Genomic DNA, 21,162 nt, shown 5'->3' with positions numbered 1-21,162 from the left:
CATTTAAAGCATATTCATAATTTCATTCGCCTGTTACGGTAATTGTAATGCTATTATCATTTAAAGTATCATCTGTCGTATCAATATTAACAATAAAAGCTTTGCTTGATGTAGTTACGGTAAATTTGTTATATCCCACGCACGAGTTTTCTAAAAGTGTATTTGTTGAATAGGCTTCAACTTTATATATTCCTTCTTCGGAAGCTAAATAAACAGCGTTTGTTGCATTGGTAATTAGTAGTCCGTTTTTATACCATTGATACGTATCGGAAACAGTACCTGTTGATGCATCTAAAGTTACCGTTGCAATTGGTAAAGTGTCTTTTGGAATATTAATACAAAGAGGAATGGGAATTGAATTTCCTTGTGGATTTGGTAACGAATTCACAACTAACTTAAAACTAGTAATCGAAAAACAAGAGCTAGCAGGTATTGGTGTAATTCGTACAAAAATGTCTGAATCGTTTGTAAATAAATCATCTTCGTAAGGTGCAACTATCGCATTTAATTGCGCATTTGCATCGTTAAGAGTTCTATAAAAATCAATTGTATGTGTGTTTGTTGTAATTGTAGGATTAAGTGTTGTTATCTCGGTTATTTTTAAAGAGAAATCATAAAAACCTTCCCCAGATCCTAGACTATTTGTAGCATCAGGATTATTGGCATTTAAATCAGTTTCACAGATATAAACATCGGTTAAGTTAGTGTTTGATGTTGTTGAATTTGTAACGCTTAAGGTAATATCGCCTAAAGCAAAACAATTAGAATTGTTTGCCGGATTGAAACTCACACGAACAACAAGTGTTTCTGGATTTGTTTGGTTTATATAATTTGTTTTAGGTAAAGGATTTAAAAAGTTGATATCGGACTGCTCAAAAAAATCGACATTAACATTCGTGGCATTGTTTGTTAATTGCGCTTCTTGGGTTGTTAAATCGAAATTTGTTCTTCCATCAGAAGGATCGGTATCACTATCACATTGATTAAATATGGGAATATTTTGAATTGTTGGTTGTGGCACAAATTCAATATCAGTGCTCGCAGTTAAAGTTGTGTTACACGCATTATTTAATTCGATTGTGAGGTTATAATTTCCGTCACCAAAATTAATATAATTTGTTGTTAATATAGAATCGGTTCCGATAATATTTCCATCTTTTTCCCAACTATATGTTGCACTGGGTTTTATTCTACCAGCCTTTAAACGATAATCTCTACCAGCACAAAAAAACTGTTTTCCATTACTAATTATTGCACCATTGTCTGCATTTAAAATAGTTGTAGGTAAAAAGTACGACTGTATGAAAGGAGGAAGGCCTTGAGAGGATTCTCTTCCGTTTAAACTAACACCATTATGCACATAATTTATAGTATTTTTATTACTTTCAGGCGAGTTGATTACACTCAAATAATTTTGTCTATTCACAGCATGATAAATTTTTCCGTTAGGTCCAATTTGTAAAGCTGCCCTAGAGCCAGAATAGGTGTAAAAAGCATTACCTCTTGAGTTGTTAATTGTATTTATATCGGCATTAGAAACATCAAATTGATATAAGTTTGCTTGACCACCATTAGAAGATGTTCCTGTAGAAATATAAAGTTTGTTTCCTGAAATTGAAAATTCTACTCCGTAACCATCACTAAAATCTAAGTCTAAACTCCGCTCATTGCTAACGATACCTGTAGTGGTATTAAAATCATACAAAAAAGAACCAGATTTAGCAGCTGCCATTGCTAATTTTGTTCCGTCGGGCGATATTTTTAAATAACCTCTACTAGATAATGTGCCTAAAGTTGTATTCATATTTGATTGAATAGGCGTGTTGTTAACTCCGGCAGAAGTTACTTCATAAGTATAAAAACGTTGTGTATCGGCAGTAATTACTCAAAAACTATCACAAGTTTTGCCAATAACAGCGGTTATTTTTTCTGTAGCAGAATTGATTAAAGGGATGTTTTTTGTGGTGATATCTCCATTCCCCCCATTTAAACTCATATTTATAATAGAGTAGTTTACTCCGTTAAGATTATTTTCTTGAGCATCAACAGTAAAAAGGTAAAATATACTTGGTATTGTTGGGTTTAGTACAATTAAAGCAGATTGAGAGCTTGAGCTATTTCCTAAAAGTCCAATTCCGTTTGGCATTATTGTGTGATTTCTATTCCAAACAGTTGCTCCGTCAGAATAAAAAAGAAGATTTCCGTTTTCATCAGCAATAGAAGAGCATCCTTCAAAAGTGTTTAATTGCCCATTTGTAAGCGCAATAGGATTGCCTGAGCTAAAAACAATACCAGCATTTCGGCCAAAGTACCATATGTTGGCTTCTTGTTGAGTAAAAGCTAAGGATGTGTTGAGGAGAAGAAAAAAAGGGAAACTATTTTTTTCATTCTTTACTATTTTGTTATACAAATTTACATAAAGAATTAGGTTTGACTGTCAGGTAAATAACTGATTATGTACTAAATTTTACATATATAAAGCCCTAATGAAATTTATTAGGATTTTGTTTTGTTATAAAAAGTGTTTTATATAATTACTGCTTTCGGAGAGAGAAGTGGCCCTTTTTGTCTATTTTTTTATCATTTAAATCTGTTAGTTTTGCATGAAACCAATAGTCATTTGATGGAAGATTTTTGCTGTTAAAAGTACCATCCCAACCTTTGTCAGCATTTTGATTATTAAAAGTATATACTATTTTACCGAAACGATCAAAAATTGAAATATTAATTTTTTTAAAGAACTCAGGAGTAGCTCCTCTTATAATCCAAACATCATTTATATCGTCATTATTAGGTGTGAAAAACTTAGGGAAACCAATCACACCAACATTTGTTTGTATAGGAGGTTCGCAATTATTAATATCTCTAACATAAATAGTTCTTACACCAGGTTCAACATTGTTAAAAGTGTGATTTAATCCGTTGTTAAAGAATGTTATATTATCAAGAGAGAATTCATAACTACTATTTCCCTTAAGATTAACAAAAATAGTATTGTTTTCATTTTCAGTATCCACTACTATTTGGTTAAAAATTGGAGCATCTAGGTTAATAACTGAAAACTCTTGGTAGTTAGCACATTCAATACCGTTTTGATTTTTATAAACAGTAAGAGAAAAATTTTCGATTTTTGTAAGTGTAAATTCTCTCTGGCTAGCGATTATATTACCCGATTGATCTCTCCATTCAAATCGATCATTTGAAACACCACCATCTAATATTATAGGTGGTTGTGAGCTTGGATTGAAGCATAAGGTATATCTATCCTTTATTTTAATTATAGGTACAGTATTAACGATAATTTCAACAGGCTCTATTCCACCGCATCCCAAATCTGTATCTATTCTCACATAAATTGTTGTAGAAGAAGAAATAAAAGGTTTTCTTATGTCAATTAAATTAGAAGTGGTTTGAGCTTCAATTAAAGAAGGGTAAAATCTAACTTCTTCTTTATTAATTAAATTATATTGAGTTTTAATTTCTTCTTTTTTCTTTTTTAAATTAAAAGCTCCTTTAGAATCATTATTTATTTTATCGCTGCTATCACAAGTATAATAATTAGGTATAGAATCAAGTTTTACAAACTTAGATTCAATAAAAAAGTTAGTAATGTTAAAACAGCCTTTGTTAGATATTACTTTAACAAAAAGTTCTTGAGGATTACTTTCATTTAAAAAGCTTTCAGGGTTTGAAATTTTATTTTCGTCATTTTCGGCATCTAAAATATTTTTATAAAAAACAAATTCTGTTCTAGAGGTATTTATAACAACTTTATTGTTAATGTCATTTAAATCGAAATAATCGATACCGTCATTATTAGCATCGCATTGGATTAGTTCTTGATTAGCAATGACTTCAGGTAATGGGTAAACAATAACTTCCTTATAGAAAGGGGTTACTGTACCATTCATTGTAACCAAAGCGGTTACAAGGTATTTACCTGGTGTTGTATATTTATGGTTAGTTGATAGCCCTGAAGAGGTAGTGCCGTCACCAAAATCCCAGGTAGCAGAAGTTATAGTACTGTATGCGTCTAGGCTAAAATCAAAAATATCACTGATACATCCATTTTCAGAAACAATTCTATTTCTAAAATAAGATTGAATAAAATTAGGTAAGCCCCTGTATGAAAATCCGTCTCCTAGATTTATTGCGTCATGCTGATAATCACAATCTTCACCAAGTTTATTTGGTTCGTTAATAACACCAATAGTTTTATAGGGTATTATGTCAAAACCAGTATAATAACCCTCATCGCTAAATATATTTATACTGGTTGATTGAGCTACATATATTTTACCATCAGAAGCTAACTGTATTGAGCTAGGACTTCTGATAGAATTAGGAATAGGAAATAAACGATTACCTCTATAATTTTCTTCAGGATGATTAAGTGGTAACTGCATAATATAATAAACACCACTACTATGCTTAGATGGATAATACAGTAGTTTAGAATTTGGTGAAAAAGAAACACCGTAGCTAGAGAAACCTTCTGTAAAAGAAGTAAGTAAGGTTATGTATTTGTATCTAGATAAAGAACCTGTTGTGCTATTAAAATTATATAAATATATAGATGTTCTAGCAGATAAAGCTATTTTACTACCATCAGGGGAGGCTTTCATTTCACCTATTATTTTTTCTGTTCCTCTACTAAGTTCAGTCTTTACAGGTGCTCTTTCAACGCCATCTTTTGTTACTCTATACGCGTGAAAAAGATGATTCATACCTTCATACGACTCACTTCCATAAGTTATCACCCAAATATCTTTTCCGTTTTTGTGGTGTACAGCTGTAATTTTACTACTAGTAGAGTGGGTTAATCTCATGTTTTTATATTTTACTCTTCCTAAAGGATATCTGCTAGATATTTCTATTTCAGAGAAATAAATACCTGGGTATTGTAAAGGTGAATTTAACTCTGTAGTTCTAGTCGTAAAAATATAAAACGTAGAATCGCTATTAGGTTTAGGAACTATTATAGCGGGTTGTGCATTTTCTGGTTCGCCAATTAAGTTTTCACCATTTATCATTATTTGATGATTCTTATTCCAAACTGTTTGTCCGTTTGTATATAAAACTAAATTACCTTTTTTATCTGAAATAGATGAAGAGCCCTCATGGGTATTCATTTCACTATTGTTTAAAATATCTAATTTACCCTCGTTAAAATGCAAGCCAGCTTTATCTCCAAAATACCAATTATCAGCTTCTCGTTGAGAAAAGCAAAACAGGTAAGAAAATAACAATAAAAAGGTAAAAAACTTATTCATAGCAAATGATAATTTTAATACGGTTAGCTAACTTACAAAAAAAACATCTGTTTATTAGTTAATTATCTTCTCAATAATGAAAAATGTCCTTGGTATTGGTGACTTTTTCCATTTCTATCTACAAGTTGAATTTTAAACCAATAATCGTTAGATGGTAATAGTTTGCCGTCATAAGTTCCGTCCCAACCTTTATCATCTATAGAAATAACAGCAACTACTTTACCTTGTCTATCAAAAATAGTAATATTACTAGAAGGATAAAAACTAGAGTTAGCTCCTTTTATTTTCCAAGTATCATTTTGACCATCTCCGTTTGGAGTTAAGAATTTTGGATATTCAACGACAGCTATTTCTAACTCAGCATCTGGCTGACACCCATTTTTATCTCTAACCAAAACAGTATAAAAACCACCTAATATATTATTAAATAAAGGCTCGTCTTGAAAACCGGTTATACTATTATTTTCATCAATAATAGCAAACTCGTAATCACCGATACCTAAATTTTGATTCTCGGTAATTATTTTAATTGAGTAATTATCTAATCCACTATTATTTGTGTCGTCAATAATAACAAGATCATCGCTTGTTAAAGTTGGACTTATAGATTCGTTTACGATGACTTCTCTGTTTCTTTTACAGCCAGTACCATCTTGCATAGTAGCAGATATAATATAAGTTCCGCCTACTGTTGCATCGTAAAAAGCATCAGTACTAAGAATTGTAGGATCCCCTTTTAATGTCCACTCATAATTATATGTTGCAGCAGGATTTATAGGTTCTAACCTTGTTTGAGGATTGTTTAAACAAACAATTACAGGCGTATCAACAGTAAAATCTGGTAATGGATTTATGATAATGTTAAATGTTAAATCATCATGAACACATGAGGTATTATTATTTACAACTCTAACATATATTGTTTGATTGTTTACTGTATTTTGATATTTGTTATCATTTAAAGCATTAGCCCCAGATTGCACATCTGCTAAGTTTTCATGAAATGTAACAGTGAAATTACTGTACTCACTAGCGGTATAGTTTGTTAATATTTCAGGGATTTTATTTTTTAGCGTAATATCTCCGTTAATTCCGTTTGCATCATCAGAATTTGTATCGGTATCATTATCACAATCTATATAGTTTGTGGCTGTGCTTAAAGGGATATTAGGTTCTGGATATATTACTAATTGTAAAGTAGCAATACCATATCTACAATTTGTCGTTGTATTTAAAATGCTAATGTAAATAATTTCGGTAGCAGGATCATCGCCTGATAAATCTGCAGGAAAATTGGTAAAAGCAGGGTCGTTTGTATAACTTGTTTTGTTAAGAGGCAATACACCATCAATAGCATTATCACGAGTTCGGTGATAGGTAATATCATATAAACTAGCATCTCTACCGTTAAGAACATCGATATCTCTTTCTGATAAATTAATGTCTTGCGCAAGTCTGTTTCTAGAGTCACCATCACTTGCTGTAGCAATATCACAAATTTCTAGATCAGGAATTGTGTTGGTAATAGTTGGTAGTGGATTTATAATAATATCAAAAGAGGTGTGACCGTTAAAACAACCAGTAATATCGTTCACAACACGTACATAAACGGTTTCTAGATCTCTTGTTTGATTTGTATAGGCAGTATCGTTTAGTATAGGTGAATTCCCTGAGTTAGCATTTGCTGCTGAGGTGTGAAAGGTAACGGTAAAGTCTGTAGTTGATTGCGAGCCTCCTAAAATATCATTAACACGATCTCTTAAATTTATGTCATTATTTTGACCATCGTTAAAAGAACCACTATCAAAATCATCACAAAGATTAAAATCTAAAACTTTATTGTTAACAGGAGGTTGTTGTGCTAAAATTGTAAAGCTCCCTAAGCCTTGGCAATCATTATTTGTTTTGTCGATTATTTTTACATACAAAGATTGCGATGTTAGTGCAGGAACATTTGTATTACGGTAGTTTGATGTATTTATTATATTGTTAGTTATTGCATCTCTATCTGCAATAGTTTCAAAAATTAACACATCTAAATTAGGTCTGTTTGCTACTGGAAAAGTAGCTTTAATATCAGTTTCAACAGAGCTAAGGTCGAAATAAGTAATTCCATCTGTATCATTATTGTTAATAGTGTCATTACCATCAACATCTAAAAAATCATCACAAACAGCAAATTCTTCAGTATAAGCAACATCTGAGGCAAAACCAACAACAATTTCTATCCTTGAAATTCTATAACAAGTTTTATTGGAAATTGTTCGTACCCAAAGAGTATCACCATTAGTAACAGGATGAGCTGTTTGGTTTATTATTTCGGCAGTATTATTTATAGCATCGTTTTCAGTAGGGTAGTATTTATAAGTTTCGTTTGCATAGTTTGTAGAAATACTTTTTTCAGCTAAAGTTAAATTCACTGTAGTTATTAAATCGGCATCTGTATCGCACTGTCTTAAGGTTACAATATTATTTGCAATTACAGGAAGTGGATCAACAATTAAATTAAACGATTTAGAAGTGTCATTACAAGCAGTATTATTAATGTTTTCAACGCGAACATAAATTAGTTGAGAGTTAACAGAAGTATTACTATAAGGGATGTTTTTGTCTATAACATCTGTGTTTTTATCAGTTTCAGCTCCAGATAAAGTTGTATGATATGATATTTCGTAAACGGCAGGATCTAGAGGGCCTAAAATTTCAGCATCTTTTGTGTTTAATAAAAAGGTAGAAATAAACCCATCAGTATCCGTTCCTATTGAAGTGTCATCACATTGTTCATAATTTGTAGGGGTTTGTGGAGTGGGATTTCCTGTGACAGCTAAAGTGAATTTTTTTATATCATAACACGCATTTGGTGCAGTTATATTGTGCATTCTTGCATAAATAGTTTGATTGTTAAATGCAGTTGGATTTGTATACGGATTTGTAAGTTCATTTATATTAGCGTCAGCATCAGTTTGAGATAAAAAATATTTTACTTCAAAAACAGCTGGGTCCTGACCATTTAAAACCTCAGTAGTTACGTCATTTTGCAAATCGAAAGTATTGAAACCATCATTGTCAATGTCACAAAAGAAAACATTAATTGGTTGCGTAGCAGAGGTAGCTTCGTATACTTCTAATTTAAAAATACCTTCTAATGTTGTTGTGTCGCCACAAACATCGGTAAGTGATACTTTTAATTTGTAATCACCTGTATTTGATATGGCTAAATTAGTTAGGTTAAGGTCTTTGGTGGTTGATATAGGTGTTGTATTAGTATTGTAAAACCACTCATATGTTATTACAGATCCGACCTGAGCAACAACATCTTCAGGAGAAACACTTAAGTCTTCACCAACACAGTTTTGCTCTGTTTGGTTATTAAGAATTTTGCCTGTTGTAGTGTCTGTAATTTCGATAGGAAGTAATAGAGATGATAAAAACGGAGGTAACCCCTGTGTAGCAAATGCTCCTCCTAAATCAACTGATTGATGAGAATAATTACAAGCAGCTCCTAATTCTTCGGGATTGTTTACGACACTTATCTTTGTACTTTTATCACTAGTCCAATATATTTTACTATCAGGGCCTAGTTGAAGTGCACCTCTTGTGTTGAAATATGTGTGAACTGTATATCTAGAAGTATTAACATCTGTTAATGTTGGTTGTGTTATATCGTACTGAAAAAGATTTTCGTTAGCACCATTAAATTCACCTGTAGAAAGATATAGCCTTCTACTAGAAGTTGAAAATTCAACTCCGTATGCATTTTCAAAGTTAGTGTTTAATGATTGTGGAGTTGCTTCATTGTTAAAATTAGATACTTTACCTGTAACATCATCAAAATCGAATAAAAAAGCTCCTTCTCTCATATTAGCCAAAACGAGCTTGGTGCCGTCTGGAGATACTTTTAAATAACCTCTTGGGTCATTAGCAAATAAACCGTTGATATTTGAAACAACAGGATTGTTAATATCTACACCATTTTCATCAACTTTATAGGCGAAAAAAGTGTTGTTAGTAGCAAAAGAAATTACCCAATACGTATTACATGCATCTGCTCTTACGGCTGTCACTTTTTCGCTCCACTGATCTTTTAAAGCACTTGTATGAAGTTCCGTTGGGCCATCTGTAATATCACCAAATCCACCATCTTTTGTCATGTCAACAGTATAATACCAAAACCCATATTCACCACCATTGGGAGTTCTAGCACCTACAGTAAAAAGATAATAAATATCATCTTTTTTTGGAGCAGGAATGGTTAGAGCTGATTGTGAACTTGATGAATCTCCTTTTAATGTTTGTCCACCAGAAGTGGTGTCAGAAAAAGGCATTGGGTTATTATCTTTATTCCATATAGTTAAATTTCTTGCATCCGGATTTGGGGCACCAACATAAAAAAGTAATTCACCTTTTGAATTTGAAAAAGACGAACATCCTTCTACTGTATTAAGTTCGCTATTAGCTACAGGTATTGGTGAACCTGAGTTAAAATCTAAAGCAGCATTGGCACCAAAATACCAAAAATTGGCTTCTTTTTGACTAAAAGCAGAAATCGTAATTAAAAAAAATATAGAGAATAGTAGTTTTTTCATTCTTAGGTGTTTTCTTACTGAAAATAGAACAGCTAAACTACTGAATACCCTCTATAAATCTCGTTTTTTTAACAATAAAAATGAAGCATAGATAAAAATAAGCGTCCAAATTAAAACTATAACAATATTAATGTAATTTACAGAGTAGTCTTTAGTAAAGTTTTCACCTATTTGATTGGCAACCGATTTAACAGCTCCTAACCTAGTAAATGGTTCTTTTATCAGGTTAGCCATAGCTTCTAAAGGGAAAAATTGCATTACTGAATTAACCGCTTCCTCAGTACTTGTTTTTAGGTCTTTAAAAGTCCAATATAAATAACCTTTAAAAATACTTTCTATAATTAACCATACCACCATTGCTGCAACAGCAAATGCTGATCGTTTAATTAATATACCTAAGAATAGGCCAAAAGAAAAGAAACCAACTAGTTTAATAAAAAAAGCAAGAAGGTAGTTTAAGTCAGAAAAAATAATAGATAACTCATTGAAGTCAGAGTAAATAGCGCCTAATATTAACGAGGTAACGAAAACAAAAATAGTTGAGATAAAAGCAAATGCTATAACGGTGTAGAATTTTGAAAGAATGAATTCTTTTTTGCTTAAACCATCAATTAAGTTTTGTTTTAATGTTTTATAACTGTATTCATTAGCCATCATAGAAACAATTACAAGTAGTAAAAAGAATTTAAAAGTGGCTGCCATATAAGTATTAAAATGCCATATGTAAGGAAAGTTAAAAATGCCTTGATCTGCTAAATGAAATTTAATTGGACCAATATCAAATTTAATAGCTGCAATTAAGGCGATTGAAGTTAATAAAGCAAAATATATGATTGATAGAACTTTACTAGCTCTACTGTATTTAAGTTTATGGAATTCTATATATAAAAGACGTAGCATGTTTGTTGAATTAGTTATTTGTTAAATCTAAAAATTGTTGTTCTAAGCTTAGTTTTCGCTTAACTAAGTGGGAAACAATTACTCCGTTTTCGTATAAGTGTTTGTTTAATTGCGAAGCAGAAATTTCATTTTCTAAACGAGCAGTTACTAAATCACCTTCAACATCAACTGTTGCTATTTCGTAATAGTTTTTTAAAACATTTACTAGTTTATCTATATCATCATCTGTTTTAACTTCTATAACTCCGTTTGAAACAACCATATTGTCAACGCTACCACTATACAGTTTTACTCCGTTTCTTATAATAAGAACATGTGTACAAACCTTTTCAACTTCGTCGAGTAGGTGAGATGCAAGTAAAATTGTAGTTCCGTTTTTGGCAATATCTTTAATTATTTGACGAATTTCATGAATTCCTTGTGGGTCTAATCCATTAGTAGGTTCATCTAAAATTAATATTTCAGGATCATTTAACAAAGCAGAAGCAATTGCTAAACGCTGTTTCATACCTAAAGAGTAGGTTTTAAATTTACTGTCTTTTCTTTCGAAGAGGTTAACTACTTTTAATTTTTCATCAATTTTATCGGCTGAAACTCCTTTGATTTTACAAATTAATTGTAAGTTCTGAACAGCTGTCATGTATGGGTAAAAATTAGGGCGTTCAATAATGGCACCTACTTTTTTTAAAGCTTCATGAGTAGATAGCTTTCCATCAAACCAACTAAAACTACCAGATTTTTCGTTAACTACATTTAAAATAATACCTAAAGTAGTTGATTTTCCACTTCCGTTAGGCCCTAAGATTCCGTAAACATTTCCTTTTTTAATATCAAAAGAAAGGTTGTTTACCGCGTGGACTTTTCCGTATTTTTTATCGAGGTTTTTTATTGATAAAATTGTTTCCAAGTTTTTCGGTTTTGTTGATTATGTGTATTCGACGACTAACTAAAATTAATGTTACAATTTATAAAAAAGAAAAGACTTCCTGGGAAAAGGAAGTCTTTATTAATAGTTTATGATTTTGTGCTTATATTTTTTCTAATAATCTAAATCCTTCACCATGAATGTTAAGTATTTCAACATTTTCATCGCCTTTTAGGTATTTACGGAGTTTAGCAATATAAACATCCATACTACGAGAAGTGAAATAATTATCATCTCTCCAAATTTTTGTTAACGCTAATTCACGTGGCATCAAATCATTTTTATGAACAGCCAACATTCTTAAAAGCTTGCTTTCTTTTGGTGAAAGTTTTTGAGCTTCGCCACCATTAAGTGAAAGATGACGTAGTTTAGAATTAAAATCGAATCCACCAATTTTAAACTCAAACTCATCTGTATCGCTAGATTTTTCGTTTTCTTTACGTTGTAAAATAGCTTTTATTTTATGTAATAAAACTTCAGAATCGAAAGGTTTATTTAAATAATCGTCAGCTCCTACTTGGTAACCTCTTAAAACATCTTCTTTTAATGTTTTAGCGGTTAAAAATATAATCGGAATTTCTTTATTGGTAACACGAATGTCTTGCGCTAATGAAAAACCATCTTTACGAGGCATCATAACATCTAAAATACATAAATCATATTCTCCGTTTTTAAACATGATTAACCCATCTATCCCATCTTTAGCATGTGTAACGTTGTAGTCATTTAATGCTAAATAATCTTTAAGAACTGTTCCGAAATTCGGATCATCTTCTACTAAAAGTATTTTTTTGCTTCCCATTTTTTTGATTTTATATTAACGGTATTTTCACTGTAAATAAGCTTCCTTTACCTTTTTCACTTTCAACATGAACAGTACCTTGATGACTGTCTATAATTTCCTTAACATAAGCCAATCCTAAACCATGACCTTTAACGTTATGTATATTTCCTTTATGCTCTCTATAAAATTTATCGAAAACATATTTCTGAGCATTTCTACTCATTCCAATACCTTCATCTTTTATCTTAAAGATAAAGTATTTATTTGTACTCTCTGTATAAATATCAATTTTAGGGCTTTCATCAGAGTATTTTATGGCGTTTTCTAACATATTTACTATAATATTAGTTAGATGAAATTGATTACCAAGCACTTCTGTTGATATTGCTTTAAAATGAGATGTTACACTTCCTTTTTTATCATCTACTAGCAACTGAATATGTTCAATAGCTTCCTCTATAGTGTCGTGCATATCAGTAGCATCCTTACTAATTTCTATCTGATTTTTCTCTAACCTAGAAATTCGTAAAACATTTTCTACCTGACCGTGCATACGTTTGTTTTCTTCACGTATCATTTGTACATAGCGCTTTACTTTTATTTCGTCAGATATGATTTTTGGGTTTTTAATCGCATCTAAAGCTAAGTTTATAGTTGCAATAGGCGTTTTAAACTCATGTGTCATATTATTTATGAAATCTGTCTTTATTTCAGAAATCTTTTTTTGACGTACTAATTGATATAATGATGTTGAAAAAGCTGCAATAATTATACCGATAAATAATAATGATAATCCTAAGATTTTCATCATTCCTGATAATAAATTTTTACGTTCATCAGGAAATTTTACATATAACTTGTATTCACTATTGCCATTATCATCTGCAAATAAAGTATGATAAGCATCATTTGGTTGAATATTAAAGTAACCAGATTTTAATTGTGTAGCCAAGCCTTCCTCATAGACACAGTATTTAAAATCTTGATTAATATTCATTTTTACCAATTCTTCTCTTATAGTATTGTTTAGTTCTTGATTACTTATGCGTTCGTTAATTGGGTAAATTTTATTTCGTTGTAGAAGCATATCTTCAGTTAATCTTCTATTAAACTTCGGATATGTTTTTACGGTCGAAAAACTATTTTCTTCAATAAAAGAATTAAAATCTTTATTAGTTGATTTAATTACTTGCGAAGAATAAAAATCTTGTTTACCGGTATAGCGTTTAACAACAATAGAATCGTTGTTAACAAAATCACTTGGCATTTTTATGCTTTCAGCTAAAAGTGTTGTGCCAAACGTAAATTTTCTTTTGTTGGTTGTGTCTATCTGTTGAAATAAATAGGTGTCTATTTCAGCTTCAGAAACAAACTTTCTATCGTTAAGAAATTCTTGGTTGTTCTGAACAAATTCAGCGTACTCTCTATCCTTAATCCTTTCAGATGTTTTTGCTAATGCAATTTTAATATTATTGTCAAATTGTTGTTGCTTACTCTTTATAGAATCCTTAATCCAATATACTTGAACAGCGATAATACCTATTAAAGAAATACTCATTAATACAACAATGAGAATGAAGATTTTCTTACCCATTATTCAAAAATAAATCAATAAAATGAAGGAATGTTTGCTTTTAACTTAGATTAACAAAGTTACTGAAAAATTAAGATAATTTTAACAAAAAATATTTAAAAAATGTAAGTTACCTAGTGATTTTTGTTAAATTATTATGAATATTTAATGTTTGCTCTTCGGTTTTGATAAAAGTAAGATTTTCAATTACATAATGAGATTGCAATGTTTTTTTTGATTGACTCCATTGATTTTTAATCCTATTTTTTACAGCTTCTATTGTCGTATTATCCCTTTCTAAAACACGTTGAATTCTAATTTTTTCCGGAGCCGTTACAGTAATTATTTTATCACAAAAAGTATTGCTTCCATTTTCAAATAAAATGGCATTTTCATATAAAATATAATCTTTGTGATTGTTTTTAAGGATGAAATCTTGTAAATGTTGGTTAACGATAGGATGCACGATGGTATTTAAAACACTTAATTTCTGCTTATCTTTAAAGACAATATTAGCTAAATAAGGTCTGTTAAGGTTGTTGTTTAAGTATACATCTTTACCGAACTCAGCAATTAATTGCGTTTTAATCTCAATAGAAGAGTTCATTAATTTTTTAGCTTCATCATCCGCAATATAAATAGCAATGTTTTTAAATTTAGAAAACATTTTTACAACAGTTGATTTTCCGCTGCCAATACCGCCTGTTATACCTATTACCATTAGTTATGTATTAAAAAGTCTATTTTTTTAGGAACTATTCTAACAACAGAGATCGAATCTGGAAGTTCTGTTAATTTTGGCGTTAAATAGGTAGCTTGATTGTTTTTTACCTGATTATAATCACATTCTATTTTAAATAAATTAGCATCTACTTTATTAAAGTTTTTTAAGCCTACTTTGTAGATTATTTTTACTTTTTTAGGGAAAATATTTATTTCTTTAGGAGCGTTTTTTATTGAAACAGGAATCTCTATTTCACCTTCCGTAAATTTATCGACAAAAACACTTATTTCAGCAGATGTAATATTAGGTTTAATATTTGGCGGAGTATTTATAGAGGCGTTAATTTTAATGTTTTTTGCAACATTGTCTAAATTTATCGGTTCTAACTCTAAAAAAGATATATTCTTTAATAAAGACTCTTCTCCAGAAATTAAAACGGTATTAGGTTTTACGATTACGGGAGATGATAAGTCATGGCCAAGTTTAAAATTTATATCTAAATTGGTGATTAAAGGAACTTCTTTAGAATGCAATGTTCCTATTTTTAGAGGAATTGTATCTTTTTGAATACTAATTAATTCAATACCAGATTTTAATTGGCTTTGTACCTCTGATTGCAATTTTTCTGCATAAAAATAATAATCAACATCTTTTTTTCTATTCGCTTTTTCTAAATTTAATACTACTTGATCATTTGAAAAACTAGTAGAAATCAATTTAAAACCACTTCCTTTTATAAGTAATGGGATTTTTTTTATAGGAGTTTCAATAATTGTTTTTTCGATAGATAAATTAGTATACACCGTGTCAATAGCTATCTCAACAGTGTATTCTTTTGATAGATTTATTAATAACCAAAAGAGTATAGAGGCTAATAAAAAACCGAAAAAAGTTTTAGGTATGTTAAAAATGTTTCTCAAAGTATATAAATATTATGCAATCTACATAAAAAACAAAAAAGAGCGCTAGTTAGCGCTCTTTTTTATAATAAATACATTAATTACTTTTTAACTTCTGTATTTAATTTTTTGCTTAATTCCATTGAAATGGCAGAGCGTTCAAATTTAATTTTTCCAGCACCAGTTTCAATAGTAATAGTGTTGTCATTATCATTAATTTCAACAATTTTACCATGAATACCACTACTTGTAATTACTTTACTTCCCTTTTGAACTGTTGATTGAAATTTCTTTTCATTTTTTTGACGCTTCATCTGCGGACGAATAATCAAAAAATAAAAAACACCAATCATGGCAACAAAAGGAAGCATGTTCATAATACTTTCTTGTGTACTTGCTTGTAAAAAAATAGATGCAAACATTATATCGCTTTATTTTTAGGAGTTACCATACCTGAAATCTTTAAAACTTCTCTACCCTTTGTTGTGTTGGTCGTTAGTGTTATAGATTTAGACTGTCTGTTAGGTTTACCATTTGTGTTAAAACTAACTTGTATCTCACCGGTATCTCCAGGAGCAATAGCTTCTTTAGGCCAAACAGGTACTGTACAACCACAACTTGCTTGTGCATTAGTAATTACTAAATCTCCTTTACCAGTGTTGGTTACTGTAAAAGAAGTTTTTACTACTTCTCCTTCGGTAACAGTTCCGAAATTATATTCTTGCTTGTCAAAAGATATAGAAGCTGCTCCTGCGTTAATAGAAACATCTCTTTTTTCAGCGTTTTCTACGTTTTCTTTTTTTACTTTAGATGATGCATTTTCTTGCCCACAAGAAACTAACATTCCTGTTGAAAGAACAAATGCAATTGCTACTGCTATTTTCTTCATTTTAATATATTTTAATTGATTTGTAAAAATAATAATTTTTATAATAATCCCCTACCAATTTTAACCATCTTCTCAGAGGCAAGGTAGTCTTTAGATAATTTATCTAAAACACCATTAATAAAATAACCACTTTTATTGGTAGAATAATCTTTAGCAAGTTCTATGTACTCGTTTATACTAACTCTTGTAGGTATTGAAGGGAAATGTAAAAATTCGGTAATAGACATTTTAATAATAATCATATCGATATCCGCAATTCTATCTACTTCCCAATTCGGAGTTTTATCTATAATATCTTCTTGATATTTATGTTGATGTAATACCGTTTTAGTAAATAAGTTAGATACAAACTGCTTGTCTTCACTATCTTTATATAAGCTTCCTAAAATAAAAGGATTCTGAGCTTTTTGTTTGTTTAATGACTTTACAATCCAGGTATTTACAAAAGGAATATCATCTACCCAAGAAATCATTTTATCTTCAAAATAATCTGCTAATTTTTCATTTGGCGCAATTATTTCTTTAAAAAATTCGATAATAAATTTTTTGTCTGTAGCGTATGAATCATCAGTAGTAATCATATATTTTTTATATAAATCACTTTCTAGTAATTCATCTAAAATAATACGTACATATTCATTGTCAAACTCCCAATAATTAAGGTTGTTAAGTTCAACATAGCCTTCTAAACTTACACTTTCGTTAAGTAAGTTGATAAGTTTGTTGTTAATAAACTTGGTGTTTGGGTTTAAGTCTTCTTTAGTAACAAGAATCTTCTTTTTAGAAAGTTCTATTCTTTTATGAGCTAATTTCTGAACTTCAACTAATAACTGAAGGTTAAGAACATATAAATCATACATTTTCTGAATACTGTTTTGCAAGAATTTTTCTTCCTTTACAATATTATCACTTTGCGATTGCTGCATTGCATAAACCGACTGCATTACCTTAACTCGAATATGTCTTCTGTTAATCATTTTAAAGAACTTTAAAAAAAAGAGCGATAGAAACTATTTCTAACGCTCTGCAAAAGTAAAACTTTTTTGTTTTTTATCTAGCTATTTTGCTCTTTTTTACGAGCATCAATTCTTGCTTGTGCAATATTAAAAGCAGCTTGGTGTGTTGTGATACTTTCTTTATCAGCTAAGTTAAAAATATCTAAGGTAGTATTGTAGATGTTTTCAGTTCTTTTTAAGCTTTCAGCCTTGTCGTAACCTACAACTTCTGCATATACATTTATAATTCCACCAGCGTTAATTAAGAAATCAGGTGCGTAAGCAATTCCTTTTTCTCTTAATAATTTACCGTGTTTTAACTCATTTGCTAATTGATTATTTGCAGCACCTGCAATAACCTTCGCTTTTAACTGTGCAATACTTTCGTCGTTTACAGTGGCACCTAATGCACATGGAGCATAAATATCAACATCTAATCCGTAAATATCATTTCCTAAAACTACGTTTGCACCGTATTTTTTACTTAGTTCTTCTAGACGAGCTTCGCTTATATCATTTAAGATAACCTTTGCTCCTTCATCAGTAATATGTTTTACTAAAGTTTCGCCAACGTGACCAACACCTTGAACTAAAACTTTTTTACCTTCTAAATTGTCTGTTCCAAAACGATATTTAGCAGCAGCTTTCATACCCATGTAAACACCGTAGGCAGTTACAGGAGATGGATTTCCAGATCCTCCGATAGCTTCAGAAACACCAGTTACGTGTGGCGTTACTTCGCGAATAACATCCATGTCGCGAGTTTCCATACCAATATCTTCGGCAGTAATATAACGTCCACTTAAAGAGTTTACATATTCTCCGAACTTACGCATTAAAGCGTCATTTTTTTGAGTTTTTGCATCCCCAATAATTACAGCTTTACCACCACCAAGATTTAATCCTGTAATAGCAGATTTGTAAGTCATTCCGCGAGACAAACGTAATACATCGTTAAGAGCCTCCCATTCATTATTATATTGCCACATTCTAGTACCGCCTAAAGCAGGTCCTAAAGTTGTGTTATGAATACCAATTATTGCTTTTAAACCTGTATCTTCGTCATTGCAAAAAACGATTTGTTCGTGATTGTCAAAAGATAACTGACCAAATACTGGGTCATTCTTAAGGTCTTTAGTATCAATGATTTCTGATGTCATTTGTATTGTTTTTTAATTTGAGGTTGTTTTAATAATCTCAAAAATTCGAGGGCAAAAATAAGAAATCGTTAAAACATAAGCAAAAAAAGAGACCTAAATTGTGTTATCTTTAACAAGAAAGCTTTTTAAACCTTAATTTTTAACAAAAAAACATTTTTAAATTGAAATCATTACAATATCTTAATAAGTACTTTATTAAATACAAATGGAGATTATTATTAGGAGTATTAATAACAGTATTAGCAAAAATTTTAACACTTAAAATCCCTGATTTTGTTGGGGATTCTTTAAATATTGTTGAAGACTACCAGTTAGGTAAGGTTACAGACTTATCACAAGTAAAAACAGTTTTACTTAATAATATATTATTGATAGTAGGTGTAACTTTACTGGGTGGTTTTTTTACTTTCTTAATGCGACAAACAATCATTGTGATGTCGAGAATGATTGAGTTTGATCTTAAGAATGAGATTTATCAGCAATACCAACGCTTATCTAACAATTTTTATAAAAAGAATAGAACCGGCGATTTAATGAATCGTATTAGTGAAGATGTATCTAAGGTTCGTATGTATTTTGGACCTGCAATTATGTACTCTTTAAACATGCTGGTATCTCTAGCAATTGGGTTTTCTCAGATGTATGCCATTTCTCCAAAACTTACGTTATATACCATGATTCCGTTTCCTATTTTATCGGTTTCTATTTTTGTGTTAAGTAGGCAAATAAATAAACGTAGTACAATTGTTCAGCAATACTTATCAAAATTAACAACATTTAATCAAGAGTTTTTCTCGGGAATTAATGTGGTGAAATCCTACGCGATAGAAGAAGAGGTAATTGCGTCCTTTGATGAAATAGCAAATCAAAGCAAGGAAAAGAACATAGAACTATATAAAATACAAGCTTTATTTTTTCCATTAATGATCTTATTAATAGGTCTTAGTAATATTATAGTACTGTATATAGGAGGTAAACAATACATTGCAGGCGAAATTCAACTAGGAGCAATTGGGGCATTTGTAATGTATGTAAATATTCTTACTTGGCCTGTAGCAGTAGTTGGTTGGGTAACTTCTATGGTGCAGCAAGCTGAAGCTTCGCAACAAAGAATTAATGAATTTTTAGAAGAGATTCCTGAAATTGTAAATACTACAGATGTAACGACTGAGGTTGCAGGAGAAATTGAATTTAAAGATGTGTCTTTAACGTATGAAGATACTAATATTACGGCTTTAAATAAAGTGAGTCTGGTAATTAAAAAAGGAGAAACCTTAGCTATTTTAGGTAAAACAGGAAGTGGTAAAACAACAATAATTAATTTAATTTCTCGTTTGTATGATGTAAGTGAGGGAGCGGTTTTAATTGACGGGATAAATATTAAGGAGTGCAATTTATATGATGTAAGAAGGCAAATTGGTTTTGTGCCACAAGATCCGTTTTTGTTTTCTGATACGATTCAGAATAATATAAAGTTCGGAAAGGAAGATGCTACAGAAGAAGAAATTATAGCCGCAGCAAAAAATGCGGTGATTCATGATAATATAGTCGATTTTAAAGAGGGTTATAAAACTATTTTAGGAGAACGAGGCGTTACTTTGTCGGGAGGACAAAAACAGCGAACATCAATCGCTAGAGCTATTATAAAAAATCCTAAAATTTTAATTTTCGATGACTGTTTATCTGCTGTCGATACAGAAACTGAAGAACAAATTCTATCAAATCTAGAAAAAGTATCGAACGACAAAACCACAATTATTATTAGTCATAGGGTTTCATCAGCAAAAAATGCTGATAAAATTATTATTTTAGATGAAGGTAAGATTATTCAGCAAGGTGTTCATAATCAATTAATAGAAACAGTAGGTTATTATAAAGAGCTGTACGAACAGCAACTTTTAGAAAAAGAAATGTAAGGTTTCGTATTGCCAAGTCAATTATTTTGTTAGATTTGTTGAGCAATTTTAAGTAAACAATTATTATTTAAGAAACGAATTATGAGTGAGAGAGAGAGAGTAGAGCAAGAAGAAATTTTTTCACAAGTTTTAAGAGCAGGAAGAAGAACCTATTTTTTTGACGTAAGATCTACAAAAGCAGATGACTATTACTTAACAGTAACAGAGAGTAAAAAATTCACCCATGATGATGGTTCTTTTCATTATCAAAAACATAAAATTTACTTATACAAAGAAGATTTTTCTGACTTTAAAGAAATGCTAAATAAAGCAACAGACTTTATTGTAAACGAAAAAGGATCTGAAGTAATAAGTGAACGTCACCAAAAAGATTACAAAAAAGAAGAAGAAACAACAGGAGAAGAGCAGGAGGTAGCTTCAGCAGAAAGTTTTACAGACGTTTCTTTCGATGATATTTAAACAGAAGATAACTGAAGCAAAAACTTAAATACAAAACGTATTTCGTATTTAAGTTAGCGCTAAAAAAATCAATTCAAAT

Annotated in this window: 16 protein-coding genes; 2 read left to right on the top strand and 14 right to left on the bottom strand. The window is 30.6% G+C overall.

What is annotated here, in order from left to right:
- Positions 1-22: 22 nt before the first annotated feature.
- The 14 genes from H0I30_RS04130 to H0I30_RS04065 form a co-directional block, all read right to left on the bottom strand.
- Positions 23-1,804 carry a hypothetical protein gene (locus tag H0I30_RS04130; protein WP_218773051.1) on the bottom strand — a complete coding sequence of 594 codons (1,782 nt, stop codon included), beginning with the start codon at positions 1,802-1,804 and terminating at the stop codon, positions 23-25.
- An 81-nt stretch (positions 1,805-1,885) separates the two neighbouring features.
- Positions 1,886-2,410, bottom strand: a complete 525-nt coding sequence (locus tag H0I30_RS04125) for a hypothetical protein (protein WP_218773050.1) — start codon at positions 2,408-2,410, stop codon at positions 1,886-1,888.
- A gap of 124 nt (positions 2,411-2,534) precedes the next feature.
- Positions 2,535-5,273 carry a T9SS type B sorting domain-containing protein gene (locus tag H0I30_RS04120; protein ID WP_218773049.1) on the bottom strand — a complete coding sequence of 913 codons (2,739 nt, stop codon included), beginning with the start codon at positions 5,271-5,273 and terminating at the stop codon, positions 2,535-2,537.
- A gap of 62 nt (positions 5,274-5,335) precedes the next feature.
- Positions 5,336-9,859: a T9SS type B sorting domain-containing protein gene (locus H0I30_RS04115; protein ID WP_218773048.1), complete on the bottom strand. Its 4,524-nt coding sequence runs from the start codon at positions 9,857-9,859 to the stop codon at positions 5,336-5,338.
- A gap of 51 nt (positions 9,860-9,910) precedes the next feature.
- Complete coding sequence (locus H0I30_RS04110) at positions 9,911-10,759, bottom strand: ABC transporter permease (RefSeq protein WP_218773047.1); 849 nt, start codon at positions 10,757-10,759, stop codon at positions 9,911-9,913.
- Positions 10,760-10,769: 10 nt separating this feature from the next.
- Positions 10,770-11,666, bottom strand: a complete 897-nt coding sequence (locus H0I30_RS04105) for an ABC transporter ATP-binding protein (protein WP_218773046.1) — start codon at positions 11,664-11,666, stop codon at positions 10,770-10,772.
- Positions 11,667-11,787: 121 nt separating this feature from the next.
- Positions 11,788-12,486, bottom strand: coding sequence for a response regulator transcription factor (locus H0I30_RS04100; protein WP_218773045.1), 699 nt, complete (start codon positions 12,484-12,486; stop codon positions 11,788-11,790).
- 10 nt (positions 12,487-12,496) lie between these two features.
- Positions 12,497-14,062 carry a sensor histidine kinase KdpD gene (locus H0I30_RS04095; protein WP_218773044.1) on the bottom strand — a complete coding sequence of 522 codons (1,566 nt, stop codon included), beginning with the start codon at positions 14,060-14,062 and terminating at the stop codon, positions 12,497-12,499.
- 109 nt (positions 14,063-14,171) lie between these two features.
- Complete coding sequence (gene coaE, locus H0I30_RS04090; RefSeq protein WP_218773043.1) at positions 14,172-14,762, bottom strand: dephospho-CoA kinase; 591 nt, start codon at positions 14,760-14,762, stop codon at positions 14,172-14,174.
- The gene (locus H0I30_RS04085) at positions 14,762-15,685 is read right to left on the bottom strand and encodes a CdaR family protein (protein ID WP_218773042.1); all 924 of its coding nucleotides are present in this window, start codon (positions 15,683-15,685) and stop codon (positions 14,762-14,764) included. Before H0I30_RS04085 ends, coaE begins: the two co-directional genes overlap by 1 nt.
- An 80-nt stretch (positions 15,686-15,765) precedes the next feature.
- Positions 15,766-16,086, bottom strand: coding sequence for a preprotein translocase subunit YajC (gene yajC / locus H0I30_RS04080; protein ID WP_218773041.1), 321 nt, complete (start codon positions 16,084-16,086; stop codon positions 15,766-15,768).
- On the bottom strand, positions 16,086-16,553 hold the full coding sequence (locus tag H0I30_RS04075; RefSeq protein ID WP_218773040.1) for a DUF1573 domain-containing protein: 468 nt from the start codon (positions 16,551-16,553) through the stop codon (positions 16,086-16,088). The genes yajC and H0I30_RS04075 overlap by 1 nt, the downstream gene beginning before the upstream one ends.
- Positions 16,554-16,591: 38 nt before the next feature.
- The gene (nusB, locus tag H0I30_RS04070) at positions 16,592-17,530 is read right to left on the bottom strand and encodes a transcription antitermination factor NusB (RefSeq protein WP_218773039.1); all 939 of its coding nucleotides are present in this window, start codon (positions 17,528-17,530) and stop codon (positions 16,592-16,594) included.
- A 77-nt stretch (positions 17,531-17,607) separates the two neighbouring features.
- A complete protein-coding gene (locus H0I30_RS04065; RefSeq protein WP_218773038.1) occupies positions 17,608-18,708 on the bottom strand; it encodes a Glu/Leu/Phe/Val dehydrogenase in 1,101 nt (366 codons plus the stop codon).
- 161 nt (positions 18,709-18,869) lie between these two features.
- On the opposite strand from H0I30_RS04065, the gene H0I30_RS04060 reads away from it, so the two are divergent.
- Positions 18,870-20,624: an ABC transporter ATP-binding protein gene (locus H0I30_RS04060; RefSeq protein WP_218773037.1), complete on the top strand. Its 1,755-nt coding sequence runs from the start codon at positions 18,870-18,872 to the stop codon at positions 20,622-20,624.
- Positions 20,625-20,705: 81 nt separating this feature from the next.
- Complete coding sequence (locus H0I30_RS04055; protein ID WP_218773036.1) at positions 20,706-21,083, top strand: PUR family DNA/RNA-binding protein; 378 nt, start codon at positions 20,706-20,708, stop codon at positions 21,081-21,083.
- The last annotated feature ends 79 nt before the right edge of the window (positions 21,084-21,162 follow it).

Source organism: Tenacibaculum sp. AHE14PA (genome assembly GCF_019278465.1).
In the GTDB taxonomy this organism is placed as follows: Bacteria; Bacteroidota; Bacteroidia; order Flavobacteriales; family Flavobacteriaceae; genus Polaribacter; species Polaribacter bernardetii.
The sequence above is the reverse complement of the archived record's forward strand: the minus strand, read 5'-3'. Positions and strand labels throughout refer to the sequence as shown.